Raw genomic sequence first — 25,235 nt, forward strand, 5'->3', positions numbered from 1 at the left:
TGCCCTGCCGGGCATTTCTCCCCGTAGAACGGGGAGAAAGGCGCTAATTCACCGTCCGCCGCGTCCCCGGCAGGTCCAGCGAAAACGCCGGAATGGCGATGTCGAACGTCTCGCCCTGCTGGTTGCGCATCGTGTAGTGCCCGACCATGATGCCGGATGGTGTCGAGAGCGGGCAACCGGACGTGTATTGGTAGCTGTCGCCGGGATTGAGTTCGGGCTGGTCGCCGACGACGCCGGGGCCGCGCACTTCCTCGACGCGGCCAGTGCCGTCGGTGATATGCCAATAGCGCGACAGAAGCTGCACGAAGTCGTCCGACTGATTGTCGATCGTTATTTGATAGCCCCAGACATAGCGGTTCTCCGAGGGATCCGAACGGTCCTCCAGATAGAATGGCCTGACCTGCACTTCGATGTTGCGCGTGACGGCGCTATACATAAGCGGCTCCAAAAAACGGTTCCAGCGGAACTTTCGGCGCTCTGTGCGGTTAGGTCAACCGACCGAAGCCTCCTCTGGCCGACCTCGCGGGCAGGTGCCGACAAAGAATGTCATTTAAGTGACATATGACAATGATGGTGTGCGCGGACTGGTGATGCGCGACTCGGGCGCTCTGCTGAACTGTTGAAACCGGCCATCTTGTGGACCGGTTTTCCTGGAGTGACCGGATCTCGATGGAACTCACTCTCATAGCCGCCACGCTTTCAACTGTCCTCATCCTCTCGAATCTCGCCAGCATCGTGCTCGCCGCTTCGCGTCTGAAACGGCGCCACACCATTGGGCCGCCGGCCGCCAAGCCGCGGCCGGTGTCGATCGTCGTGCCGTCGCGCGGCGTCGAGCCGTTCACGCAGGAGACGCTGGAACGCGCCTTCTCGCTCGATTGGCCGCGCTACGAGTTGATTTTCTGCGTTGCCCATGCCGACGATCCGGTGGTCAAATTGATAAACAGGACGATCGTCCGGTTTCCGAAAGTGCCAGCCCGGCTGCTTATCGGCGACGACCGCATCAGCGCCAATCCGAAACTCAACAATTGCGTCAAGGGCTGGGAAGCGGCGCGGCACGACTGGGTCGTCCTGGCCGATTCCAACGTGCTGATGCCGAGAGACTACGTCCAGCACCTGATGGCTGCCTGGCGGTCCGGCACCGGCCTTGTCTGCTCGACGCCGATCGGCTCCCGGCCTGCCGGCTTCTGGGCCGAGGTCGAATGCGCTTTCCTCAACACGCTGCAGGCGCGCTGGCAATATGCCGGCGAGGCGCTCGGCCTTGGCTTTGCCCAGGGCAAGAGCATGCTCTGGAACAAGCCGATGCTCGACGCCAATGGCGGCATCCGCGCGCTGGCCGCCGAGATCGCCGAGGACGCCGCCGCGACCAAGCTGGTGAACAGCCTCGGCTTGCGCGTCAATCTCGTCGCCGCCCCCTTCGAGCAGCCGCTTGGCCGGCGCTCGTTTGACGAGATCTGGTCGCGTCAGGCCCGTTGGGCGCGCCTGCGCCGCGTCACTTTCCCGCTGTTCTTCGCACCCGAAATCCTGACCGGCGCCTTGGTGCCGCTGGTGCTTGCGCTGATTGCCGCAGCCAGTGCCGGTTTCAGCCTCTGGGCAACCGCCATTGCCGTACTGGCGGCCTTCTACCTTCCGGAGTGCGCCCTGGCCTGGTCCAAGGGCTGGTACCTGTCGCCACGCATGGTCGCCGCGATCATGGCGCGCGACCTGATCCTGCCGGCGATGTGGGGACGCGGCTGGCTCGGCGGCGCCGTCGACTGGCGCGGCAATGCGATGACCATCGGCACCAAGACGGCCGAGCTGGAAGAGACGCCGTCCGGCGCCTGAAGGCGTCAGCTAGGTTTGACCGCTGGAATAATTATCGTATATACGGAAATGTTGCGTTAGGCTCTATTTTTGTGTATACATAATTTATGGGAACGCACCGGCGGCGATGCAGTTCGAGTGGGATGAAAACAAGGCCAGGACGAACAGGGCCAAGCATGGCGTGGATTTTGCGATCGCACCATCCTTCGACTTCGCCAACGCCGCTATCAGGCTCGACGACAGCGAGGACTTTGGCGAGGACCGCCTCGTTGCCATCGGTCTGATCGGAACTGGCGTCCATGTGATGGTTTATGTCGAGCGACGATACGCCATCCGCGTTATTTCGCTGCGCAAGGCCACAAGGCAGGAAATTACGGACTATGTCGAAAACCTCTAAGACGATCGTACGCCGTGAGGCTGCTGCGCCCCAGCTGTCACGTGCTGACGCTTTGGCGTTGGCCAAAAAGGCGCTTGCCGCGATGACCGACGAAGAAGATGCCAAGATCACCGCTGCGGCCGAAGCCGATCCGGATGCGCAGCCAACCGATGCCGTTTCGCGCCGCAAGGTTGGCCGGCCGCCGCTTGCCCGGCCCAAACGTGCCGTACAGCTACGCCTCGACGCCGACGTTCTCGACCGCTTCAAGGCCGCTGGCGATGGCTGGCAGACCCGCATGAACGAAGTGCTGCGCAAGGCGGTCGGCCTGTAATCCTGTGACGACGCTCGCGCGCGCTACCTGGCCTTCAGCGCCTGCGCGATGTCCTCGAGCAGATCGTCGGTGTCCTCCAGCCCAACCGAAAGTCTGAGCGTGCCCGGCCCGATGCCGAGCTCGGCGCGCGCCTCGTCGCTCAAATTCTTATGCGTCGTCGTCGCCGGATGGGTGATCAGGCTCTTGGCGTCACCGAGATTGTTGGAGATCAAGACGATGTCGAGCGCGTTCTGCAAGGCGAAGGCCGCCTGCTTGCCGCCCTTGACGTCGAGGCAGATCAGCGTCGAGCCGCCCGACATCTGCTTCTTGACGATGTCGGCCTGCGGATGGTCGGCCCGCCCGGGATAGATGACGCGGGCGATTTCCGGCCGCTCGGCCAGGAAATCCGCGATCCGGCCGGCACTTTCCGTCTGCTGGCGCACACGAAGCGGCAGCGTCTCCAGGCCCTTCAGCAGCGTCCAGGCGTTGAACGGCGACAGGCTTGGACCGGTATGGCGGAAATAATCGTGCAGGTTCTCGTCGATCCACTTCTTGTCCGACAGGATGACGCCGCCGAGACAGCGCCCCTGGCCGTCTATGTGCTTGGTCGCCGAATAGACGACGATATGGGCGCCGAGCTGCAAGGGCTTCTGCTGCAGGGGCGTGGCGAAGACATTGTCGACGATCAGCCTTGCGCCGATCGAATTGGCAAGCGAGGCGACAGCGGCGATATCGACCACTTCCAGCGTCGGATTGGTCGGGCTTTCCAGGAAGAACAGCTTGGTGTTCGGCTTGACCGCCTTTTCCCAGTTGGCGATGTCGGTGCCGTCGACCAGCGTCGCCTCGATGCCGTATCTCGGCGCCAGCGTCTCGACCACCCAGCGGCAGGAGCCGAACAGCGCACGTGCCGCCACGATATGGTCGCCGGCCTTGGCGCTGCACAGAAGGGCGGCCGTCACCGCCGCCATGCCCGACGCGGTGGCGCGCGCGTCTTCGGCGCCTTCCAGGGCGCACATGCGTTTTTCGAACATGTCGACGGTCGGATTGGCGTAGCGCGAATAGATGAAGCCCGGTTCCTCACCCTTGAAACGGGCTTCGGCGGCCTGCGCCGTTTCGTAGACATAGCCCTGGGTGAGGTAGATCGCTTCCGACGTTTCGCCGAAACCGGAACGCAGCGTTCCGCTGTGCACGAGTGCCGTCTGAGGCTTCCAGTTGTGCTTCTTGGTGCTCATCGCTTTTCTTCCAGACACAAAAAAACCGGCCGCGAAAGTCGCAACCGGTCCATACGGCCTTGCGGCCCGACGGTCCTTTAGCGACTTGTTTAACGTGGCTGCAAGCCGACCGGCCAAATCACCACGGGATAACGACCCTTTAGACCCGCGCCACGCTTGCGTCAATTGCCGGCTTCATTAAGAGGTTTGTACCAAGCAGGTTCCGCAAAAGTGTTCCACGGTTTTGCGACCAGAACCTGCGACAAGAAAAACGTCTGACCTAGGAGTGGAGCCTTGCGGCAGACAGGCATTCTTCCCGATCAGGACATATCGGCGCTGTTCCAGTCCGGCGCGCTGAAGTCGGCGCGTGCGCTCGACGCCGACCAGATCCAGCCGGCCAGTCTCGATCTCAGGCTCGGCGACAAGGCCTGGCGGGTGCGGGCCTCCTTCCTGCCCGGCCCCAACCACAAGGTCTCGGAAAAGCTCGACCGGCTGCAGCTGCACGAGATCAGTCTTGCCGAGGGCGCGGTGCTGGAGACCGGCTGCGTCTATATCGTGCCCTTGCTTGAAAGCCTGGCATTGCCGGCTGATATTTCGGCCTCGGCCAATCCGAAGAGCTCGACCGGGCGGCTTGACATCTTCACCCGGGTTATGACCGATCGCGGCCACGAGTTCGACAAGATCGCTGCCGGCTATCACGGCCCGCTGTTTCTGGAAGTCAGCCCCCGCACCTTCCCGATCGTCGTGCGCACCGGCTCACGCCTGTCGCAAATCCGCTTCCGCACCGGCAATGCGCTGCTCTCCGAAGTCGAGCTGCACGCCCTGCATCGCGCCGAGATGCTGGTCGCTACCGAGCCGCCGAACATTTCCGGCGGCGGCATCGCGCTGTCGATTGACCTCAACGGCGACCAAAACGGCCTGGTCGGCTACCGCGGCAAGCATCACACCGGCCTCGTCGATGTCGACAAGCGCGCCGCGCAGGAAGTCGTCGACTTCTGGGAGCCGATCCACAAGAGCGGCGCCGGCGAACTGGTGCTCGATCCCGACGAGTTCTACATCCTCGTCAGCCAGGAGGCGGTGCACGTGCCGCCGCTCTACGCTGCCGAGATGACGCCCTTCGATCCGCTGGTCGGCGAATTCCGCGTCCATTATGCCGGCTTCTTCGATCCGGGCTTCGGCCACTCCGCGTCCGGCGGCACCGGCAGCCGGGCGGTGCTGGAGGTGCGCAGCCACGAAGTGCCGTTCATCCTCGACCACGGCCAGATCGTCGGCCGGCTGGTCTACGAGCATATGCTGAAGCGGCCGCAGGCGCTCTATGGCACCGATCTCGGTTCCAACTATCAGGCGCAGGGTCTGAAGCTGTCCAAGCATTTTCGCGCCGCGCGCTGACCCCCATTGCCCCAAGGCAAAATACTTGCCTGTACCGGCTCGCCATGCTTGGCTGCCTTGCCGCCCGTCAAGCTGGCGGCGTTCAAGGGGAACCAAGAAAATGCGATTTTCGAAATGGGTCATATCGGCGGCAGGCGCTGCCATGCTGGCAACACTGGCCGGCTCTCTGTCGGTGCAGGCGGCGGAGAAAATCAAGATCGGCACCGAGGGCGCCTATCCGCCGTTCAACACCATTACCGCCGACGGCAAGGTCGAAGGCTTCGACATCGACATCGCCAATGCGCTGTGCGCGCAGATGAAGGTCGAATGCGAGATCGTCACCCAGGATTGGGACGGCATTATTCCCGCTTTGCAGGCCAAGAAGTTCGACGCCATCATCGCCTCGATGAGCATCACCGAGGAGCGCAAGAAGCAGGTCGCCTTCACCAACAAATACTATACGACACCGCTGGCTCTGGTGGCGCCGAAGGACAGCGACCTGACCTCGACCGAACCGGCGGCGCTTGCCGGCAAGACAGTCGGCGCCCAGGCTTCGACCACGCAGGCCGACTATGCCCAGAATGAATATGGCAAGGCGGGCGCGGAGGCCAAACTCTATCCGACCCAGGAAGAGGCGATCACCGACCTGACCAACGGTCGTCTTGACGCCGTGATCTCTGACAAGTTCGTGCTGATGGATTGGCTGAAGAAGGCAAGCGACGGCTGCTGCAAGCTGGTCGGCGACGTCAAGGGCACCGAAACGCAAGCCGGCATTGCCGTGCGCCTGGAAGACACGGCCCTGCGCGACAAGCTCAACGCGGCCATCGATGCGATCGTTGCCGACGGCACCTACAAGAAGATCCAGGCCAAATATTTCGACTTCGATATTTATTGAGGCTGGCGCTTCTTCCCTTCTCCCCTTGTGGGAGAAGGTGTCGCCGAAGGCGACGGATGAGGGGTGTTCCAGGGAACGCCAACGTCTTATTTCGCTGGAACACCCCTCATCCGTCTCGGCGCTAACGCGCCGATCCACCTTCTCCCACAAGGGGAGAAGGAAAAAGGCGCTACCTCAAAGCGCCTTCACAGCCACCTTCACCGGCTTTTCGATCTCCAGCGGGTTGCGCAGCGGCAGGCCGAAGTCCCCGGCCTCGATCTCGAACACATCGCCGGCCTCGGTCCTGATGCCGTCGGCGAAAGAGAGCGTGGCCGTGCCGAACATATGCACATGCACGTCGCCCGGCTGGCGGAAGGCCGCGTATTTGAAATGGTGATGTTCGAGATTGGCGATGGTGTGCGACATGTTCGCTTCGCCGGACAGGAACGGCTTTTCCCACAGCACCTCGCTGTCACGCACGATGCGCGAGGTGCCGCGGATATCGGGCGGCAGGTCGCCGATCAGGATTTCCGGACCGAACGAGGCGTTGCGCAGCTTGGAATGGGCGAGGAACAGATAGTTCACGCGCTCGGTCACGTGGTCGGAAAACTCGTTCGACAGCGTGAAGCCGACGCGGAAAGGTGCGCCGTCGTCGCCGATGACATAGATGCCGGCCACCTCGGGCTCTTCGCCGGCGTCCTTGGCAAAGGCCGGTGACAGAAGTGCGGCACCTGGCGCCACCGCCATCGTGCCGTTGCCTTTGTAGAACCATTCCGGCTGCACGCCGATCTGGCCATTCGCCGGCTTGCCGCCCTCCAGCCCCATGCGAAACATCTTCATGGAATCGGTGAGCTGCTCCTCGCCGTCGGCGCTCAGCTTCTTGTGCATGGAATCGCGCGTCGCGGCGGAGCCGAGATGCGTCAGCCCGGTGCCGGTCAGGTGCAGATGCGCCGGATCAGGATGATTGATCGGCGACAGCAGCCGCCCCTTCTTGTAAGCGGCCTCGAGATCGACCGTCTCGCCAAGCCCCTTGCGTTCGATCAGCGCGACGAGGCCGACGCCGGTGCGGGCGGCCTCCATCGCCAGCGAATAGACGCTGCGGGCGCCATTGATGATCCGGGTCTTGCCGCCATTGCGGGCGACGACGCGGATGGTCTCGGCGTCGTCGAGGATCTGGGAGATCAGCATGATGAATCCTCTCTCATTTGCCTTGGCAGGACTGCCAAAACGGCAGACCTTACTCAGCGCGGCCGGGACCTCGTCCATGCCACGGTTTAAATTCTCAGTTCGGATTGCGCTCGCGGGCCTGGTCCCTCAGGGACTTCTGTTACCGGCGGGTTGCCGGCAGCGCCGCGATCGTATGCCTCCTGCTTGCCTCGCCTAGAGCAGTTCACCGTTTCACGGAAACGGCGAACCGCTCTAACTCATTGTCTTGGCGCAATTCCAGGCGGAAAACCGTTTCACACTTTTCCTTGGAATTGCTCTTAAGCCCGTTCAAGCCTTGTTCTTGTTGTAGACGTCGAAGATCACGGCACCGAGCAGCACCAGGCCTTTGACCACCTGCTGCCAGTCGACATTGACGCCCATGATCGACATGCCGTTGTTCATCACGCCCATGATGAAGCCGCCGACCACCGCGCCGATGACCTGACCGACGCCGCCCATCGCCGAGGCGCCGCCGATGAAGACGGCGGCGATGACGTCGAGCTCGCTGCCGAGGCCCGCGGCCGGCACCGCCTGTCCCAGTCGCGCCGCGATGATCAGGCCGCCGAGCGCCGACAGCACGCCCATATTGATGAACACCATCAGCGTCAGCCGCTCGGTGTTGATGCCTGACAGCTGCGCGGCCTTGGAATTGCCGCCCATGGCATAGATACGGCGGCCGATGGTCATGCGCTTGGTGACGAAGACGAACAGCGAGATCAGCACGCCCATGACGAGCAGCACCACCGGCAGGCCCCTGTAGCTGGCGAACTGGTAGACCAGGAACAGCGCCAGCGCGCTGCCGACCAGCGTCTTGACGACGAACAGGGCAAAGGGCTCGGCCTCATAGCCATGGCGTTCGCGCTTGCGGCGCGTCCTCACCCCGAAATAGGCGTAGGCCAGCACAGCGATCAGGCCCAGCACGATCGTCGTCATGTGCAGCGTCAGGCCGCTGCCCATGATGGTCTTGCCGGCCGCGTTCACCGTAGGCGGGATCAGCGTCAGCGGGCCGATGACATCCGGGATGAAGCCGGAGCTGAGCGCCTTGAAGCCATCGGGTAGCGGCCCCACCGAGGATCCGCCGCCCAGCAGGGCCTGGCAGATGCCGCGGAAGATCAGCATGCCGGCCAGCGTGACGATGAAGCTCGGTATTCGGTGATAGGCGATCCAATAGCCTTGCGCGGCGCCGATCGCGCCGCCCACGATCAGGCAGATGATCGACACCAGCAGCGGATTGCTGAACGGACCGAGCGGCCAGATGACCATCATCATCGCCGCCAGCGCGCCGATGAAGCCAGCGACCGAGCCAACGCTTAGATCGATATGGCCGGAGACGATGACCAGCAGCATGCCCAGCGCCATCACGATGATGAACGAGTTCTGCTGCACCAGGTTGCTAAGATTCACCGGCTTGAACAGCGTTCCGTTCGTGGTGAACTGGAAGAACACCATGATGGCGATCAGCGCCAGGATCAGGCCGTATTCGCGCAGGTTCGTCGTCAGCGCCGAGACGGCGATGCGTGGGCGCTGCTCTTCGGCGACGTTGCCCTGCGGGGCGGGGGCGCTTTCGGTGCTCATGCTGCTTTTCCTTCTCCACGAACGATGGCGCGCATTATTTTTTCCTGGCTTGCTTCCGCGGCGGGCATTTCGCCCACAATGCGCCCTTCGTTCATGACGTAGATGCGGTCGGTGATGCCAAGCAATTCCGGCATTTCCGACGAGATGACGACGATCGCCTTACCCTCAGCCGCGAGACGGGCGATGATCGTATAGATTTCGTACTTGGCGCCGACATCGATGCCGCGCGTCGGCTCGTCGAGGATCAGCACGTCCGGGTCGGCGAACAGCCATTTCGACAACACCACTTTCTGCTGGTTGCCGCCGGAGAGATTGCCGGTCATCTGATAGACGCTGGAAGCGCGGATATTGGTCTTCTTGCGATAGTCGTTGGCAACGGCGAGCTCGCGCATGTCGTCGATCACGCTGTGGCGCGAGACGCCGCCAAGATTGGCCAGCGTGATGTTGTGCTTGATATGGTCGATGAGGTTGAGACCGTAGGTCTTGCGGTCCTCTGTGACGTAGGCGATGCCGTGTTGGACCGCCTTGCTCACCGAGGATACGTCGACCGGCTTGCCCTTGAGCAGCACCTCGCCGGAGATGCGGCGGCCGTAGGAGCGGCCGAACAGGCTCATGGCGAATTCGGTGCGGCCAGCGCCCATCAGCCCGGCAATGCCCACCACTTCGCCCTTGCGCACGTTGATGTCGATGCCCTTGATCACATGCCGGTCGGCATGGAGCGGGTGATAGACCGACCAGTTCTTCACTTCGAATACGACCTCGCCGATGTCAGGCTCGCGCGGCGGATAGCGGTCGTCGAGCGAACGGCCGACCATCGAAGTGATGATGCGATCTTCCGAGATGTCCTTCTTGGCCAGCGTCTCGATGGTGCGCCCGTCACGAATGACCGTGACCTTGTCGGCGACCCGGTTCACCTCGTTGAGCTTGTGCGAGATCAGGATCGAGGTCATGCCCTGCCGCTTGAATTCGAGCAGAAGGTCGAGCAGCGCCTGGCTGTCCTTTTCGCTGAGCGACGCCGTCGGCTCGTCCAGGATCAGGAGCTTGACTTCCTTGCTCAGCGCCTTGGCGATTTCGACCAGCTGCTGCTTGCCGACGCCGATATTGGTGATCAGCGTCTTGGGGTCCTCCTTGAGGCCCACCTTCTTCAACAGGGCGCTGGTGCGCGCCTCGTTGGAATTCCAGTCGATGATGCCGTATCTGGCGTGCTCGTTGCCGAGGAAGATGTTTTCGGCGATCGACAGCATCGGCACCAGCGCAAGTTCCTGGTGGATGATGACGATGCCCTTGCGCTCGCTGTCATGGATGCCTTTGAACTGGCATTCCCCGCCGTTAAAGATGATCTGGCCGTCATAGGTTCCTGAGGGATAGACGCCCGACAGCACCTTCATCAGCGTCGACTTGCCGGCGCCGTTCTCGCCGACCACGGCATGAATCTCGCCTTCCTCGACGCTGAGGTTGACGTTCGACAGCGCCTTCACGCCGGGGAACGTCTTGGTGATGTCGCGCATCTCCAAAATCGTCGAGGCCATGGGACAACCGCTCCTTGAGAGGTCGGCAAACATTGCCGGCGAGGTCGGCGACAATACCGGGCTCGCTGGTGAACGAAAAGGGGCCCTGCGTTGCGCAGGACCCCTGACTTTGTAACCGGGGTTACTTCAGTTCGTCGGCCTTGATGTAGCCGGAGTCGACGACCAGTGCCTGGTAGTTCGACTTGTCGACCTCATGCGGCGTCAACAGGATCGAGGGAACGACCTTGACGTCGTTGTTGTAGGTCTTTTCATCGAGGCCGTCCGGCTTGCCGCCCGAGAGCACCTTGTCGACGAGCTCGACGGTGGCCTTGGCCAGTTCGCGGGTGTCCTTGAACACGGTCGAGTACTGCTCGCCCGTGATGATCAGCTTGACCGAGGCGGTCTCGGCGTCCTGGCCGGTCACAACAGGCCACGGCTGAGCCTCGGTGCCGTAGCCGACGGCGCGCAGCGAGGCGGTGATGCCGCGCGACAGGCCGTCATAGGGCGACAGAACGCCATCGACGCGGCTGCCGTCCGAATAGTTGGCCGACAGCAGATTGTCCATGCGCGCCTGGGCGGTGGCGGCGAGCCAGCGCAGCGTGCCGACCTTGTCCATGCCGGTCTGGCCGGACTTTATCTTGATCGAGCCGTCGTCGATCAGCGGCTGCAGGACGGAGATGGCGCCGTCGTAGAAGAAGAAGGCGTTGTTGTCGTCGGGCGAGCCGCCGAACAGTTCGACGTTCCACGGCTTGGTGTTCGGGAAGCGCTCCTTGAGGCCCTTGACCAGCGAATTCGCCTGGATCACGCCGACGCCGAAATTGTCGAAGGTGGTGTAGTAGTCGACATTGGCGGTCTTCTTGATCAGGCGGTCATAGGCGACGACGACGACGCCCGCGTCAGCGGCCTTCTGCAGAGCATCCGACAGGGTGGTGCCGTCGATCGAAGCAATGATCAGCGCCTTCGGGCCTTTGGTGATTTCGTTTTCCAGCTGGCTGAGCTGGTTGGGGATGTCGTCCTGCGCGTATTGCAGGTCGACGGTGTAGCCGAGAGCCTCGAGCTGGGACTTGACGGCGTCGCCGTCATTGATCCAGCGCTGCGAGGTCTTGGTCGGCATCAGCACGCCGACAAGACCCTTGTCGGCTGCGTGCGCCGAGTAGGTCATGGCAGCGATGCCAAGGGCCGCGACGGCGGCCAGTGTCTTGATGATTTTCACTTTAACTCTCCCTGTTTGATGGACGCGGCACCCCGGGGGTCGCGGGCCGCGCAATCGTGCAGAAGCGCCAAGGGCACTGCTGCCGTCATATCGATCTCCGGTATCCTCCCATGGCCCCGAGACGCTGATTCAATCGATACGATTTTTCTCGTCAGCGACCGTCACGTCTTGGAACGCGCGGAGGGTGTGGGTCTTTGCCATAACTGTCAAATGCGATCTTTGATGGTTGCTATATCATGGTTGGTATATGTATTGGGACGTGACGGGCTGACTCCAAGGTCGGCCTTACACGAGCAGAAGGCAGGGAAAAGCGATGGCGCGGCCCGGGAATCCGACAACAGCTTCAAATGGTTACAGAGAAGCGCCGGGCGATGGCGAAACCCTGCTGCGCAGCGGTCTCAGTCTGCGTCACATGCGCATGATCGTCGCGCTCGACGACCACAGCCGGGTCAGCGCGGCAGCCCAGGTTCTGAACATTTCGCAGCCGGCGGCCTCGCGCATGATCGCAGAGATGGAGGCGGTGCTGGAGGTCAAGCTGTGCGAGAGGCTGCCGCGCGGTATCACCTTGACGCCATACGGCAAGGCTTTGGCCAGGCGGGCGCGCTCGATCCTGCTGGAGATGCGCGAGGTGGACCGCGAGATTTCCGAGCTCAAGGCGGGCAAGGGTGGTTCGGTTTTCCTGGGTGCCGTGACCGCGCCGGCAATCGAGCTGGCGGTGCCGGCGATTCGTGAAATCCGCCGCATCTATCCGCGCATCGAGATCACCATGCAGGTCGAGACCTCCAATGTGCTGGCACGCGAGCTGATCGCCACGCGCCATGACTTCATCATCGCGCGCATCCCGGACGATCTCAATCCGCGGCTGTTCGAGTCGCGCGTCATCGGCGTCGAGAAGGCCTGCCTGATCGTGCGCCGGGGCCATCCGCTCACCAAGGGCGAGGCGGTGCGGCTGGAAGAGACCGCCGCCTATGACTGGGTCTTCCAGTCTGGCGGCTCGCCCTTGCGCCAGGCGATGGAGAGCAACTTCCTCAACCGCAACATCGCTTTGCCGGACCGTATCCTGAACACCAGTTCGCTGCTCCTGACCCTGGTCATGGTCGCGCAATCCGATGCCATCGCACCGGTCTCTATCCAGGTGGCGAAATTCATCCAGAACCCTGACGGGCTGGCCGGCGCCATCGACGTCGTCCAGACCGAATTCGACATCGAGGTCAGGCCCTACAGCCTGATCACGGTCAGGAATCGCGCGCTGTCGCCGGCCGCCAAGATGCTGCACGACTTCATCCTGAGAGAAGTGGGATGATGGCTCGCTCGGGTAAGGTTGTCCGGCGAAAGCACCGCCAGGCCGAGGCTGACGAAAGCGAACTGGGAACATTATTTCCCGCCGATGCGTTCATGATCTTGCAAGGGACGATTTCTTCTGGAGGCTGAACATGCGCAGCTTCGAAATCATCGATCTGCTTTGCGTGATCGAGGCCTGCAAGCACGATCGATCAGTCGGGAATTTCGTTTCCATGGCTGAAGGCGTGGAAGAATTGCGGGTGTTGACCGGCGATTTCGTTTCATCGGATGACGTGGCGGCAAACGCCCTCGCGACGGTGGCGCTTGCGCGAGGCTGCTCGGTTGTGTTCGACGAACAGGCAGGCGCGGAAATGGTTCTGACGCCTTAGACTGGAGCGGGTAGAGGGAATCGAACCCTCGCGTTCAGCTTGGGAAGCTAGTCCTTTCGACCGGATTCCAACGACTTCGGTGTAAAATGGGGCAAATAGCGCTTTTTTGAAATCAATGGGTTACCGTCTAAATGTAAAACCGTCGGACGGTTAGAATGCCGGTGTGACAGGCCAGTGAAAATCACAAGGCGTCCAACGCTGGGTTTCGTTTCTTGCGGACGTCGAATTCGCGCAAAAGCGGCCAAAGTTGAAACTGCCCGATGCTCGTTTCCCCAGATAGCTTATCGTGGCAGGTCCGCCCCCGTGACTCGCCGGGTATAGGCGACCTCGACGCCAACCACCGCTTCATCCTTGGTCTCGTCGGCTCGCTGTCCACTTCCCCCGCAGTCATCACCCAAGGCATCGTCGAGCTGATGGCCGACAAGATGCTGGAAATGGGCATGAACGGCACGGCGGTCACTGCTGACAGCCTGGCCGAACATTCCAACTTCACCCGCGCCCAGATCGAGGAACACGGCCACGAAGCGGCCGACCTCGCCAAGTCGCGCGCCGTTCACAGGCTGGACTGACGGCCATGCAGAGCGTCGCCGAACGTCTGATCGCGGTGGCCGGCCAGTCCGCCGAGATGGAAGCCTGGATTTCGCGCCAGCTTATGGCCGGCCAGAAGCCATCGCAGATCCTGGCCGAACTCGGGCAGGGCGGTTTCGACGGCGCCTGCGCCGCCTTGGCCAACGTGCTCACGCGCCTGGCGCTGGCATCGGCCTTCACCTTCGCGCTGGCTTTCGTCAGCGTCGCCGTGGGGCTGTGATGCAGCACCCCCTCGACTATGAACGCATCACGATACCGCCGCACGGCACGGTACGGATCGTTTGCCACAACTGGCCAACTTGCGGCTGCGGCGACGACTGCACCAACCACCCGGCGGCGGAATCGCCCACGGCGCGGCGGATCCTGAATGGCCTCATCGCCGCCGTCGCCATCATCGGCGCCGGCCTTCTGATTGCGGGAATGCGCTGATGGCCGGGCCGCCCAACCTACTTTCCCATCGCTCTGTCGATCACTTCAGTGAAGTTAGGCGGATCCACACCGTCGGGACCGTGGCCAGGCGCAGGGCGACACAGCGCTTGCAAAATCAAAGCGCGATCTTCAACCATCGCCGCGCTCATTTCGATCATCTTGTAGTAAGTCTCGATAATAGTGGCTCTTTGGCGGGCATCGTCATCAACACCATAGAACGGATGTTGAAACGAACGACAAGTTTGATCAGCCAAAAATACAACGCGATCGGGATGGTGATCGCAACCAATCGACTGACCGTCGCAACTGTCAGTACGATGGGATTTTGTTGATTGGCAACGTCAACTCCAGCAGCCTCTGTAAGGTGTTTGAGAAACGTGATCACGGCGTCGTTTTCCCAAATCGCAGCCGCCGGCGCCACGATGAGCAACACAAAGAGCAGGGCGCTGGAGATCGCCAAGGCTCGCCTTGCCGCTTCCGCTCGGTCGGTCCAGTAAATCCGAACTCCTTCATAAGTGGAACGTGTTTTTTCGGCATCCAAAAAGCCGGCCAGCTTGCTATCCGCCTCAGCTACTTTGTTGTCAATTTCCTTCGAGAACGTCGACAGCTTCGAATTGAGATCCGAAGCGGATGTGGAAAATTCTCCCGCTTGCTTGGCCGCAGTCTCAGCAGCTTCGATGGCCTGTGCCGCCCGGATGTTCAGGCCTTCAGTCGACTTGTTGAGAGAGGTAGCGGAGGCGGCCGCCCTGTCGCGGACGTCGGCGAGCAGAGATTCCATCTCCGCAGTCAAATGGGCGAGCCTATCAGCGGTCTTGCCGCTACCCGCCAAAGGCGCCTCATCAAGCGCGCGCCAAGATGCATAGCTGGCCACCTCAACTTCGATGGGAATGTAGCGCGGATCGGTAATCATTCTGATGAAGTTCTTCATTTCACATATCGCGCCTCCGATGAAGGCGGCGAGAGGGTCGTCAACTGTCACTTCACTCGACGTTTCCAGCTGCTTCAACCAAGACTCACTTATCGCGACGCTGTCATTTGTGAGCACAGGAATGCCTGCAGCGAGAGTGGCTTCGCCTTGCTCAAATTCGATCGATGCTGGCGAATTGGAGGTCGCATTCGAAATTATCTGGTCGCCAAAACTGCGTACTCGCGAAGTATAGCTGGAGTCGGCTCCTGCACGCGAATCAGAGAAAGCCGCAAGATTAGTGAGGACAGTTCGATACAGATTAATCTGCTCTTTTTGATAATGGAGGCTTGCCTCTCGCGAGTTGGCACCACCTGGACGATAATGGTTCGAGCCCAAAATCGATCTTACGAACTGATAGGTTCCCGAGTCCATTTCGCCTCCGCCAACAGTCTGAAGAGACATGTATAGATAAAACCCTACAAACAAAGAAGGCAGCGTCGATCGGAGCTAACGAGTAATGTCACGCCGCCCCGCCCTTCGTCCGTCCGACTTGGTTAATGCGCTGGCCGCGCTCAAGCAGGCCGGCGTGCAACCCTGCACACTCGACGTGCTGCCGGACGGCACGCATCGCTGGCACTTTACGAAACCCGCCAATGCTGATGAAGATGACCTCGACAAGGAGCTGGCGGAGTTCGACGCGAAACATGGTCATGGTTGAACTGAAGGGATTGCACACGGTCAAGGCCAACGGCAAGGTCTATTATTACGCATGGCGCGGCGGACCGGGCGTCAAAGGCGAACCGGGCACGCCAGCGTTTCAGGCCTCCTACAATGAAGCCATCGCCAGCCGCAACGCGCCCGACGGCAGCAAGTTCGCCGGCAGCATTATCCGCTACAAAGCGAGCCAGGATTACAAGAAGCTAGCCGATTCCACCCGTCGCAACTGGGGCCCTTGGCTCGACCGCATCTCCGACCACTTCGGCAATCTGTCAGTGCGCCAATTCGACCGGCCGGAGAAGATCAGACCAAGGATTCGGGCTTGGCGCGCCAAGTTCGAGGGAACTCCACGCGCGGCGGATTATGGCATGCAGGTGCTATCGCGGGTCCTGTCGTTCGAGGTTGACCGCGGCGAGATCGCCTTGAATCCATGCGAGGGCATCAAACAACTCTACAGCGGTTCGCGTTCGGAGATCATCTGGACCGATGCCGATCTTGCCCGCATCCGGCCGCACGCCTCGATCGAGGTGCAGCACGCGATCGACCTTGCCGCCCACACCGGCCTACGCGCCGGCGACCTGGCGAGGCTGTCCTGGTCGCATGTCGGCGAGGACGCGATCATCGTAACCACCGGCAAGAGCCGCCACCGCCGCGAGGCCATCATCCCACTCTGCGATGATCTGCGCGCGCTGCTGAAGCGCATTCCCTTTCGCTCGCCCGTCATTCTCACCTCAAGCAAGGGGAGGCCATGGAACAAGGATGGCCTCGGCAGTTCATTCATGCAGGCCAAGAAGGATGCGTGGCCCGAGGGCTGCGATCTGCACTTCCACGACCTACGCGGCACAGCGGCGACGAAGTTCTATATCGCTGGCCTCACCGAGCGCGAGATTGCGGAGATCATGGCTTGGGAAGAGGACCAGGTCGCACGCATCATCCGCCGCTACGTCGGCCGAAGCGACGCGATCAAGGAACGGATTCGCAAGCTAAACGAGGTGAAGAAACTCAAATGAGAGCGGTGATTTGATGCGTTCTCTGCGCATGCGCCAGCATGATTATCGGCTAGACGGTCGTTGCGTTTACTGTCGATTGAACTTGGATGGCTTGGTTCCCGACGACAGAACCGACGAACACATAATTCCTCTTTCGCTTAACGGCACGTTGGTGATCCGGGACGGTGCATGCAAGCCGTGCGCCCGGCGCTCAAACACCAGCTATGAAGCAGCCGCCCTGAATAACGACTTGTTGATCGCAAGAAGGCTGCTCGAATTGAAATCGCGGCGCCGAGGGAGCAAGTCAAAGTCCGCAGCCTTGCCACCGGTCGCTCTGGGAAACGTCGTTGACGGCGGAGGCGCTCTCGATATTGAATTATCAAGGGACGACTACCCTCAGCAATTTAGCCTAGTGCAATTCCAGCCTCCTGGAATTCTTTCTCAGATTAATCGAGGCTCAGACCTGAGACAATTTCGCGTACAAAATTTCAACCTCGGGTCGGATAAAGACCCCCCGGATGTGACTACTAGAGCGCCAATGATAAATGGTCCCTTCGCCATGATGTTGGCAAAGATCGCCTATTGCTACACGATGGCGGAATATGGCGAAACATACTTCGACGCCAAGAACATCAGAGACCTACTCCTCGGAAACCGTCACGACGTTTACAATTTCGTTGGGAACACCGAAACCCCCGAACGTCTTGCGACACGGGAGTTGCACAGTTTGTATTTTCGACGTCGCGGAGAATGGCTGACAGTCCTCGTGCATCTTTTTGCTTCCTGCCACGGCCAGCAGAACACCAACATTTGCACACCCTATGAGGTCGTCGTCGGACGCGCGCTGTAGCGTCCAGGAGAGCGACTCGACCAAAAGCGGAACGAAAGCTGTAAAACTGCCTGTAAAAACCACCCACTTTAGCTTGCTCAAAATCAGGCGCAAACTCTTGCGGCATATACTGGAGCGGGTAGAGGGAATCGAACCCTCGCGTTCAGCTTGGGAAGCTGACAAGCTACCATTACATCATACCCGCGTGCGCCCTCGTTACCATGAGGGTTAGCCTTCGGGCAATCGCAAAGCGGTCTGTCGCACGACGGTCGTGTTGCGGATCACGGCGCGCCCGCGGCCGTGAATTGCCGTTTTGCCTCCGCGACCTCATTGCTGGTGGCGAAGCTTGGCCAGTATTTCGAGATGGCCAGCGTCGCGCCGGCGGAAGAGAAGTGGCCATAGTCGAAGTAGAGAAATTCATTGGTCGTGGCGTCGGCGTATGAACAACCGGCCGAGTCGCACAGATACGTCAGCGGATCTATGAAATCGGCCCCTTTGGTGAACGGCAGAACCCGTGCGTTGATGTCCGGATCCATAGCCATCGGCCAGGATGTGGTTCCGGCATGCTCCCGTCTCACCAAGAAAGCGATCTTCTGGACGTCGGCGATGAATTCCGGAGACTGGCCGACGGTATAGACCTTGACCCCCATCCCGCGAAGCCGATCGATCGTCTTCTGCAGGCCGTCGAAGCCCCTGGCCTGGTAGTCGGTCCATCGGCCGCTCAGGATCACCGCCTGGATGTTGGCGTCGCGAATGATCGACAAGGCCCGTTCGTTGAAGCGGGTGCAGGCGGGCCGAGCATAGGAAAAATAGGTCAGGTCGGGCGGACAGCCGGCATAGGTGTATTGGATGACATTGGCCTGGATTTTCTGGGCGTTGGGCTCAAGTCCCGGAACATAGTGGGCAGCGAAAGAATCGCCCCACAGCAGCACATTGGTGGCAAAGCCCGTTGTCCGGGTGCAGTCGGCAAGGTTCCAGTCTTCGATGCGGGTCCCGTTTTCGTTGAAACAGATGCCGTTGCGCCAGTCGCCGACCCGGATACGTTCTGTCGAGAAATCCGGAAACCGTTGCGGGAAACCGTTGCCCAGTGCGCCGGCCAAACCACCGGCGCACAGCAGCACGATTGCCGTCGCCGAAAAGGCGAAGATGGGCAGCGGGGCGGTATAGGCTCGTTTGTGGCGGAAGGGTTGCTCGACGTATTTCCAGGAGAATGCCGCCAAGGCGAAACTGGCAACCGTCATCGCGATAATCGTTGGCACACCGACAGTCTTCAGGGAGAGATAATGGACGAAGGAGTTGATTGGCCAGTGGACGAGGTAAAGCGAATAGGAAATGAGGCCGACCCAGACCAGCGGCGCCAACCGAAGCACGCGAGTGGCGACAGGTGCCGGCCTGTCGGCGCTATCCTGGCCAGCATAGATCAGCAGAGCTGTTCCTATGCAGGGGAATAGGGCATTGTAGCCGGGAAACGGATCGCTGTCCGAAATCATCACAAAGCCAAATGCAATGAGGGCAAAGCCGGCGAGGCCGATCAGGTCCGCCGCCAGCCGACTGGCTAGGACCGGAGGCTTCCGCAACATCAGCATGGCGCCCAGCGCCAGCTCCCATATGCGCGTCGGCAAGAGATAGAACCCTGCCGTCGGTGCCAGCGAGGTTGCTATGACTGCCAGGGCAAAGCTGCCGATGGCCATCGGCAGAAGTACCGTCAGCCAGCGCTTCGAGACGTATCGGTAGATCAGATAAAGGAGGATCGGCGCGAAGATGTAATACTGCTCTTCCACCGAAAGCGACCATGTGTGCAGGAGCGGCCGCAGTTCGGCGTCGATGGAGAAATAGTTCGTCGTTTTCCAGAAATAGATGTTCGACCAGAAGGTCGAGGCAGCGATCACGCTGAGGCTGAATTCGTGGAGATCCGAAGGCAGAAGGATGAACCAGGCGGCAATGCTCGCGAGCAGGATGACGAAGGTCAGCGCCGGCAGGATGCGCCGTGCGCGGCGCCAGTAGAAGCGGCCGATCGAGAATTGGCCCCGCTCAAGATCATCGAGCAGGCTGCCGCTGATCAGATAGCCCGATATGACGAAGAAGATGTCGACACCGGTGAAGCCGCCGGGAATGGCAGACACGCCGAAATGGAAGAGCACGACAGGCAGCACCGCAACGGCCCGCAGACCGTCGATGTCGCGCCGGTAGTTCATCCGGCCGGCCCGCGCGCGACCACCAGGATCCGTGCGGCCGCACCCGACACGCTCATGCGGCGATGTCGTCGATCGTGCTGAAAATCCCGGCTCGTCGATCTCACAGGCTTACCCTCAGGCAGCAATTTTGCTGCGCTGCAACATGGGTGTCAAGGCATATATTGCTGTCGCGAAATTCGCCAGGAACGCACCGGGATCAGGCGCCGGGCAGATAGATTACCGCGTAGTCGTCCGAATAGGCCCGTTTCCAGCCCAACTGGTCGAAGAAGGGAATGCGGCTGTCGTCGGCCGATAGCAGCGCCCAATCTATTGCGTATTTCTTCAGGCGGGCTTCGAGGAGCGGCTTGCCGTCGCCGCGTCCGGTGTCGTTATCGCTCTTTGTGAAACCGCCGAGGAACAGCTGGTCCGTCCGTCCGTCGATATAGGTCTTGAACCCGTGGAAAATCAGCGTGCCGCCGAAATTGTAGGAATTCAGCACGTTGCCGGATAGATGATGGCTTTGCGCGAATGCCAGCGCCCCGCTGGCCGATGTCTTCGGACTTGGCGCTACCTGATAGACGCTGCCGAGCACAGCGACCCCGCCAATCAGCAGAACGGCTGCCGTGCCGCAGATGGCGTAGAACCGTCTGGCTAAGAATCTCTCCAGCCCGTCGCGCTTTTCGGCCAGCCATGCGGTAGCTGAAAGCGAGGGATATTGCTGTGCGACCTCGGCCGCCATCACCAGCGGAATCAGCAGGAAGAACAGATACATGAAGCGCACATGGGCGAGATAGACATGCAAGGTGAAGACGACGAACAACGCCTTGGCCCAGCCAATTCGCAATCGGGACACCAATAGCCCGAAAAGCGCCAGCAGCATCACCGCTTCCTGGACGGGACTGTCCGGCGGATTGAACGGTTTCCATTCCATGATCAGCGACACTGCCTCATTGCCGTAAGCCACGGCGAGCGTCGCCAGGATGGCCTGGACGCCGTACGGGTGGAACAGGCTGACCAGCGGGCAAAGCAGGCCGAACGCGATCCACTTCGCCAGCAGGGCCGGTTTTGACAGGCCCGTGCGCGCCAGCAGATCGAGACCGGCGAAAGCCGCGATGACGAAGCTCAAGGTGAAGGTGGCGTGCAGGTTCGCCCATAATACGACCAGCACAAGCAGCCACCAGGGCGGCGCCCGTTCTTCCCTTGCCGCACCGAAGAGCACCGCCGTCCAGATGACGATGATCGGGAAGGTGAAGACATGCGGACGCGCCGTGAAGATCGGGTTGATCAGGAACACCGCCGCGAAGGCCAGTGTAATCGCCAGGATCGGTTTCAGCCATGCGCTGAGAAACCACCCCATGAGGAAAACCATCAGGGAGATCGAGGCGATGATCGCGGTGACGACCCCGTTCCAGCCGCCCGCCCGGTAGGCAAGAGCCAGCAGGACCTGCCCCAGCCATTCCTTGGCAATCCAGGGCTGGCCGGCAAACGTGTAGGAGTAAGGATCGACGGTCGGAAATGTCCGGTTTGTCAGGAAATCGAGACCGACTTTCACTTGCCACCAGCTGTCGGGATCCTGCAGGGTGGCGCCTGCCTGGGCAGCCAACGCACCCGCCATCGCCAAGGCCGCGAGCAGGCAGAAGATCAGCCTGTTCCGCTCGTTGTACGTCGCGGCCGCCACACTGGCCTGAGCGTCGTTCATGATGCGCCGCCTCTGATCGGTTCCGGTGACAGTTGGGTTCAAGGTGTTGGACTGGCGGACTGCCGCCGAGGCTTGTCGGCCACCCGAACTGTGCGGTCGGTGCTGTCGTCCCCACGTCCCACAAACACGAAGCGGGCCGAGCCAAGATAGAAAACCACCGAATAGACGCAGATTCCCGCGAGGTGGACCAGCGGGTTTTCGACGATGCCTGCCGAACGGGCGGCGATCACGACGGCCAGATTGATGCTGTAGGCGACCAGAAAGACACCCCCGTAGCGCAGCGCGGTTCCGGGCTGGAAGCCGTCGGCTCTGCTGAAGGTCCATTGGCGGTTGAGGAAGAAGCCGAGGACAAGGCCGGCGGCATAGCCCGTGGCGTTGGCAAGGATGTCGCCCAGACCAAGCGCAAGCCCGGCCAGGATGACCGCGTATCCCAGCGCCGTGTTCAACAGACCGACGGCGCCAAATCGCAGCATCCTCGGGAAGTCAAACGGCAGGCTTGACCACATGCGCAAAATATTGGGCTCCGACAGGTACCTTGGTGAGGAAGCGCTCGAACGGCCTCAGTCTCGCAAGCATCCGAGGAAAGAAAATCCGGTAGACGATCCTCGTGTTGGCAAGGCCCGCCTCGGCCATGCGCCCGCGCATCTCGCGCGAATTTATCAAAACCGCGTTTTCGTCGAAGGCACAGTTTCTCACCGCGTGCGTGGTCAGCGGGTTCCAGGGATTGTGTTCGAAGACGAAGAAGCTGCCGCCATCGGCCAGCACCCTGCCGATCTCGGCGAACAGCCCGATCTGCAGGTTCTCGGGAATATGGTGGAAGACGCAGGCCGCGAAGGCCAGGTCGAAGCTGCCGTCGGCAAAGGGAATTGTCTTGCCGTCGAAATGCGTGAAGGCGGCCTGGCCGGGAAAGCGCTTGCTGGCGATGTCGAGCGATTCCCGCGAAGGATCGAGCAAGGTGATCTCCGCGTCGGGAAACGCGTTGCGCATATGGCCTAGCGAATTGCCGACGCCGGCGCCGAAATCCAGTATTCGTCGCGGTTTGACACCAGCCCGCCGCAGCGTCGCGGCGACGTCGTCGATCTTGTACCTGGCGAAGAAATCCGGGTTTTCGCCGCTCAGCCTTATGCTTGCGGCATGCTGCTCCTGATATTCCCGCGCAAACCGGTCGAACTCCGCCTCAAGCACGTGCGGCCCTCTTTGCCATCTCCTGCAGGCGATGGACCGGCAATTCGCCGTCCTCCACTGCCTGGCTGCGCGAAACGATCTCGTTGACGAAGTAGAGCGGCCGCCGCTTTGTCTCCATGTACATGCGCCCGAGATACTCGCCGAAGATTCCGAGCACCATAAGCTGGACGCTGCCGAGGATCAGCACGATCGCGGCAAGGCTGGTCCAGCCGGGCAACACGTTTCCGACCGACCATTCGAGCAGCGTGTAGCCGAGCACGACCAGCCCCAGAAGCCCGAACACCATTCCGAGCAGCGAGGCGAACCGCAAGGGCACGATGGAGAAGCTGGTCATCGCGTCGACCGCCAGAAGAAGCATTTTCTTCAGCGGATAATGGGTGGTTCCGGCAAAGCGGCGGTGCCGCTCATAGGGAAAGGCCACCTGTTTCAACCCGATCCAGCTCACCATGCCGCGAATGAACCTGTAACGCTCTGGCATCGCGTTCAAATGGTCGAGCGCGCGACGGTTCATCAGCCGGAAATCTCCGGTATTGGGGGCTATGTCGACGTCGACCATCCGGCGCAGCAAGCGATAGAACATGGACGCGGAGGCGAGCTTGAACCAGCTTTCGCCATCGCGCGTCAGCCTCTGGCCGTAGACCACATCGAAGCCTTCGTTCATCTTCGTCATCATCGCGCCGAGCAGTTCAGGCGGATCCTGCAGGTCGGCATCGAGAATGAGAATGCGCTGGCCGCGACAGAATTCGAGCCCGGCGCTCAACGCGATCTGGTGGCCGTAATTGCGGGCAAGGTCGATGGCGACGACATGGTCGTCCTTTTCGGCCAGCTGGAGAATGGCCTCGCGCGTGCCGTCGGTCGCGCCATCGATAACAAGGACGATCTCGTAGGAAGGGCCTTGTTCAAGGCATGCGGCCGTTACCCGCCGATGCAGTTCGGCCACGCCATCCAGCTCGTTGTAGCATGGGATGACCACCGACAGCATGACGCCGCGTCGCGCGGTGTTTCTCTCCGTCTCCACCAAAGCCTTGCTCCCGCTATCCGATTGGGAATAGCGGCAATTGGTTAGAAAACAGATAAGCCAGCGGGATCGCTGCGGCAGTAGCCGGCAGTCTGCCATGCGCCTGGGCTCGGCTTGCGGCCACACTATGCTCGGTGTCTCGCTACCCCGCAGAACTCCCGGCTTGAAGCGGACAAGCCAAGTGCGTATGTCTGGCTGACGCCCTCTAGCCAGGGTACCTCAATCTGGAGACGGGCCTTGTCCGCATTGACGCGCTTTCTTGGCGACTCGCCGCTTAAGGTGATCCTGAAACTGCTGGTGGTGTCTTTCCTCGTCGGCCTGGTCATGAACGCCTTCGGCTGGTCGCCGATGGATGTGCTCTACGGCATCCGCAAATTCTTCATGGACCTGTGGAATCTCGGCTTCCACGCCATCGACCGTTTCCTCGGCTATATCCTGCTGGGCGCGGCTATCGTCGTGCCGGCGTTCATCCTGTTGAGGCTCGCCAACTACCGGAAGTAGAGCATGATCCGAACCGAAGGTCCGCGTCAGCGAACCCTGGCACCCGGTTTTTTGGACAAGATCGTGCTATCGGGCGTGGCCCGAGGCCACCTCGAACAGGATGGCGTGGCGCGCGGCAAGCGTGGGCACGTCAGTCGAATAGCCACCCCCGATGACGCCGCAGACCGGAACGCCCCACGTGCGAAAGTGGCTGATCACCATGTCGTCGCGGGCGCGCAGGCCGTCATCCGATAGCGACAGCCTGCCAAGCCGGTCCTCAGCATGGACGTCGACGCCGGCATTGTAGAACACGATGTCCCAATGGGCTTGGGCGGAGAGCTCCGGCAGGATGGCGGCGAGCCTCTTCATGTAAGCGGCGTCACCCGTGCCGTCGGGCAGCGCGACATCGAGGTCGGAGGCGATCTTGCGCACGGGGTAGTTGCGGTCGCCATGCATGGAAAAGGTGAACACGCGCGGATCATCAGCGAGAATATCCGCCGTGCCGTCACCCTGATGCACGTCAAGGTCGACGATCAGGATGTTTTGTGCCGCGCCTTCGGCGAGCAGGACCAGCGCGGCGACGGCGACATCGTTGAAGGTGCAGAAGCCCGCTCCTTGCGCGCGCCGCGCATGATGGCTGCCGCCGGCGGTGTTGCAGGCAATGCCGTGGCGCAAGGCCAGCCGCGCCGCCAGCACGGTGCCGCCGGTGGCAAGCTGCGCGCGCAGCGAGACGCGGGGTCCGATCGGAAAACCGATCTCGCGCTCGATCTTCTCGGGCACGCAGCAGTTGACGACTTGGTCGACATAGTCCGCCGTATGGGCAAGCTCCAGCCATGACGCCGGTGCCGGTTCGGCGGTGCTGAGCGCGTTGGGGCCTGCGAGGCCGCGTGTACGCAGCGCCCCCATCAGCAAGGGATATTTGCTCATCGGAAAGCGATGGTTGACGGCGAAGCCGGCGTCGTAGTCGGGATGATGGACGATCTGCAGGGGCATGAACTGGATCCGGCGGCTCGCGCCAGGCCGGGGATTTCGGTTGGCCGTCACGGGAAGAGTGATTGCGCGGTGGCTGGAAAATGGGGCACATCGGCAGTTCGATCAAGCCGCAATCA

General features: G+C 61.3%; 27 protein-coding genes, 1 tRNA gene and 1 riboswitch. Of the genes, 14 read left to right on the forward strand and 14 right to left on the reverse strand.

The genetic code is table 11. The features are described from left to right. Positions 1–43: 43 nt before the first annotated feature. Positions 44–436 carry a Co2+/Mg2+ efflux protein ApaG gene (apaG, locus tag AC0L24_RS13285; RefSeq protein ID WP_127319328.1) on the reverse strand — a complete coding sequence of 131 codons (393 nt, stop codon included), beginning with the start codon at positions 434–436 and terminating at the stop codon, positions 44–46. A gap of 233 nt (positions 437–669) precedes the next feature. On the opposite strand from apaG, the gene AC0L24_RS13290 reads away from it, so the two are divergent. The 3 genes from AC0L24_RS13290 (at position 670) to AC0L24_RS13300 (ending at position 2,507) form a co-directional block, all read left to right on the forward strand. Continuing rightward, positions 670–1,821 (forward strand): ceramide glucosyltransferase, encoded by a 1,152-nt coding sequence (locus AC0L24_RS13290; protein ID WP_127276809.1) that lies wholly within the window; start codon positions 670–672, stop codon positions 1,819–1,821. 106 nt (positions 1,822–1,927) lie between these two features. Then, the gene (locus tag AC0L24_RS13295; RefSeq protein ID WP_127399269.1) at positions 1,928–2,197 is read left to right on the forward strand and encodes a BrnT family toxin; all 270 of its coding nucleotides are present in this window, start codon (positions 1,928–1,930) and stop codon (positions 2,195–2,197) included. Further along, positions 2,181–2,507 carry a BrnA antitoxin family protein gene (locus AC0L24_RS13300; RefSeq protein WP_236383388.1) on the forward strand — a complete coding sequence of 109 codons (327 nt, stop codon included), beginning with the start codon at positions 2,181–2,183 and terminating at the stop codon, positions 2,505–2,507. The genes AC0L24_RS13295 and AC0L24_RS13300 overlap by 17 nt, the downstream gene beginning before the upstream one ends. A 23-nt stretch (positions 2,508–2,530) precedes the next feature. Here the strand turns inward: AC0L24_RS13300 and AC0L24_RS13305 are convergent, their stop codons facing one another. Then, on the reverse strand, positions 2,531–3,718 hold the full coding sequence (locus tag AC0L24_RS13305; RefSeq protein ID WP_023811337.1) for an O-succinylhomoserine sulfhydrylase: 1,188 nt from the start codon (positions 3,716–3,718) through the stop codon (positions 2,531–2,533). 57 nt (positions 3,719–3,775) lie between these two features. Beyond that, positions 3,776–3,853: riboswitch (SAM riboswitch) on the reverse strand. A gap of 138 nt (positions 3,854–3,991) precedes the next feature. On the opposite strand from AC0L24_RS13305, the gene AC0L24_RS13310 reads away from it, so the two are divergent. Both AC0L24_RS13310 and AC0L24_RS13315 read left to right on the forward strand, forming a co-directional pair. After that, positions 3,992–5,086, forward strand: coding sequence for a 2'-deoxycytidine 5'-triphosphate deaminase (locus tag AC0L24_RS13310; protein WP_127807929.1), 1,095 nt, complete (start codon positions 3,992–3,994; stop codon positions 5,084–5,086). Between the two features lie 100 nt (positions 5,087–5,186). Then, positions 5,187–5,960, forward strand: coding sequence for an ABC transporter substrate-binding protein (locus AC0L24_RS13315; protein WP_127415834.1), 774 nt, complete (start codon positions 5,187–5,189; stop codon positions 5,958–5,960). Between the two features lie 174 nt (positions 5,961–6,134). Here the strand turns inward: AC0L24_RS13315 and araD1 are convergent, their stop codons facing one another. The 4 genes from araD1 to chvE form a co-directional block, all read right to left on the reverse strand. After that, the gene (araD1, locus tag AC0L24_RS13320) at positions 6,135–7,127 is read right to left on the reverse strand and encodes an AraD1 family protein (RefSeq protein ID WP_127266707.1); all 993 of its coding nucleotides are present in this window, start codon (positions 7,125–7,127) and stop codon (positions 6,135–6,137) included. A gap of 306 nt (positions 7,128–7,433) precedes the next feature. Continuing rightward, positions 7,434–8,720 (reverse strand): multiple monosaccharide ABC transporter permease, encoded by a 1,287-nt coding sequence (gene mmsB / locus AC0L24_RS13325; protein ID WP_127395811.1) that lies wholly within the window; start codon positions 8,718–8,720, stop codon positions 7,434–7,436. Then, entirely contained in the window at positions 8,717–10,249 is a 1,533-nt protein-coding gene (gene mmsA / locus AC0L24_RS13330; RefSeq protein ID WP_473563782.1) for a multiple monosaccharide ABC transporter ATP-binding protein, read from the reverse strand. The genes mmsB and mmsA overlap by 4 nt, the downstream gene beginning before the upstream one ends. A gap of 121 nt (positions 10,250–10,370) precedes the next feature. Then, entirely contained in the window at positions 10,371–11,441 is a 1,071-nt protein-coding gene (gene chvE, locus AC0L24_RS13335) for a multiple monosaccharide ABC transporter substrate-binding protein (protein WP_127395812.1), read from the reverse strand. Between the two features lie 313 nt (positions 11,442–11,754). On the opposite strand from chvE, the gene AC0L24_RS13340 reads away from it, so the two are divergent. From AC0L24_RS13340 to AC0L24_RS13360, 5 genes are all read left to right on the forward strand, one after another. Then, on the forward strand, positions 11,755–12,744 hold the full coding sequence (locus AC0L24_RS13340; protein ID WP_473563783.1) for a LysR family transcriptional regulator: 990 nt from the start codon (positions 11,755–11,757) through the stop codon (positions 12,742–12,744). Positions 12,745–12,874: 130 nt separating this feature from the next. Then, the gene (locus tag AC0L24_RS13345; RefSeq protein ID WP_127266711.1) at positions 12,875–13,111 is read left to right on the forward strand and encodes a hypothetical protein; all 237 of its coding nucleotides are present in this window, start codon (positions 12,875–12,877) and stop codon (positions 13,109–13,111) included. Positions 13,112–13,371: 260 nt separating this feature from the next. After that, the gene (locus AC0L24_RS13350; RefSeq protein WP_473563784.1) at positions 13,372–13,680 is read left to right on the forward strand and encodes a hypothetical protein; all 309 of its coding nucleotides are present in this window, start codon (positions 13,372–13,374) and stop codon (positions 13,678–13,680) included. 5 nt (positions 13,681–13,685) lie between these two features. Further along, positions 13,686–13,919 (forward strand): hypothetical protein, encoded by a 234-nt coding sequence (locus AC0L24_RS13355; RefSeq protein WP_473563785.1) that lies wholly within the window; start codon positions 13,686–13,688, stop codon positions 13,917–13,919. Further along, positions 13,919–14,128, forward strand: coding sequence for a hypothetical protein (locus tag AC0L24_RS13360; RefSeq protein WP_473563786.1), 210 nt, complete (start codon positions 13,919–13,921; stop codon positions 14,126–14,128). Before AC0L24_RS13355 ends, AC0L24_RS13360 begins: the two co-directional genes overlap by 1 nt. A gap of 154 nt (positions 14,129–14,282) precedes the next feature. Here AC0L24_RS13360 and AC0L24_RS13365 read toward each other — a convergent pair whose 3' ends face one another. After that, complete coding sequence (locus AC0L24_RS13365; protein ID WP_473563787.1) at positions 14,283–15,467, reverse strand: hypothetical protein; 1,185 nt, start codon at positions 15,465–15,467, stop codon at positions 14,283–14,285. Positions 15,468–15,552: 85 nt separating this feature from the next. Between AC0L24_RS13365 and AC0L24_RS13370 the strand changes: the two genes are divergently transcribed. Genes AC0L24_RS13370 through AC0L24_RS13380 form a run of 3 tightly spaced genes read left to right on the forward strand, consistent with a single transcriptional unit; the run spans position 15,553 to position 17,591 of the window. After that, positions 15,553–15,753 (forward strand): hypothetical protein, encoded by a 201-nt coding sequence (locus tag AC0L24_RS13370; RefSeq protein ID WP_473563788.1) that lies wholly within the window; start codon positions 15,553–15,555, stop codon positions 15,751–15,753. Then, complete coding sequence (locus AC0L24_RS13375; RefSeq protein ID WP_473563789.1) at positions 15,740–16,762, forward strand: tyrosine-type recombinase/integrase; 1,023 nt, start codon at positions 15,740–15,742, stop codon at positions 16,760–16,762. Before AC0L24_RS13370 ends, AC0L24_RS13375 begins: the two co-directional genes overlap by 14 nt. 13 nt (positions 16,763–16,775) lie before the next feature. After that, positions 16,776–17,591: an HNH endonuclease gene (locus AC0L24_RS13380; RefSeq protein ID WP_473563790.1), complete on the forward strand. Its 816-nt coding sequence runs from the start codon at positions 16,776–16,778 to the stop codon at positions 17,589–17,591. 110 nt (positions 17,592–17,701) lie between these two features. Here the strand turns inward: AC0L24_RS13380 and AC0L24_RS13385 are convergent. The 6 genes from AC0L24_RS13385 to AC0L24_RS13410 form a co-directional block, all read right to left on the reverse strand. After that, positions 17,702–17,775, reverse strand: a tRNA-Gly gene (locus AC0L24_RS13385). A 76-nt stretch (positions 17,776–17,851) separates the two neighbouring features. Then, positions 17,852–19,765, reverse strand: coding sequence for an acyltransferase family protein (locus AC0L24_RS13390; protein WP_127330890.1), 1,914 nt, complete (start codon positions 19,763–19,765; stop codon positions 17,852–17,854). 196 nt (positions 19,766–19,961) lie between these two features. Then, positions 19,962–21,443: a hypothetical protein gene (locus AC0L24_RS13395; protein WP_473563791.1), complete on the reverse strand. Its 1,482-nt coding sequence runs from the start codon at positions 21,441–21,443 to the stop codon at positions 19,962–19,964. A gap of 38 nt (positions 21,444–21,481) precedes the next feature. Further along, positions 21,482–21,949, reverse strand: coding sequence for a GtrA family protein (locus AC0L24_RS13400; protein WP_256745971.1), 468 nt, complete (start codon positions 21,947–21,949; stop codon positions 21,482–21,484). Continuing rightward, positions 21,927–22,628, reverse strand: a complete 702-nt coding sequence (locus AC0L24_RS13405) for a class I SAM-dependent methyltransferase (protein ID WP_127266715.1) — start codon at positions 22,626–22,628, stop codon at positions 21,927–21,929. Before AC0L24_RS13405 ends, AC0L24_RS13400 begins: the two co-directional genes overlap by 23 nt. Then, positions 22,621–23,610: a glycosyltransferase family 2 protein gene (locus tag AC0L24_RS13410; protein WP_473563848.1), complete on the reverse strand. Its 990-nt coding sequence runs from the start codon at positions 23,608–23,610 to the stop codon at positions 22,621–22,623. Before AC0L24_RS13410 ends, AC0L24_RS13405 begins: the two co-directional genes overlap by 8 nt. Before the next feature lie 273 nt (positions 23,611–23,883). Between AC0L24_RS13410 and AC0L24_RS13415 the strand changes: the two genes are divergently transcribed. Then, entirely contained in the window at positions 23,884–24,147 is a 264-nt protein-coding gene (locus tag AC0L24_RS13415) for a DUF6460 domain-containing protein (RefSeq protein WP_013533620.1), read from the forward strand. Between the two features lie 66 nt (positions 24,148–24,213). Here AC0L24_RS13415 and AC0L24_RS13420 read toward each other — a convergent pair whose 3' ends face one another. Then, the gene (locus AC0L24_RS13420; RefSeq protein WP_473563792.1) at positions 24,214–25,119 is read right to left on the reverse strand and encodes a histone deacetylase family protein; all 906 of its coding nucleotides are present in this window, start codon (positions 25,117–25,119) and stop codon (positions 24,214–24,216) included. Positions 25,120–25,235 lie beyond the last annotated feature (116 nt).

The organism is Mesorhizobium sp. WSM4809, from assembly GCF_055811655.1.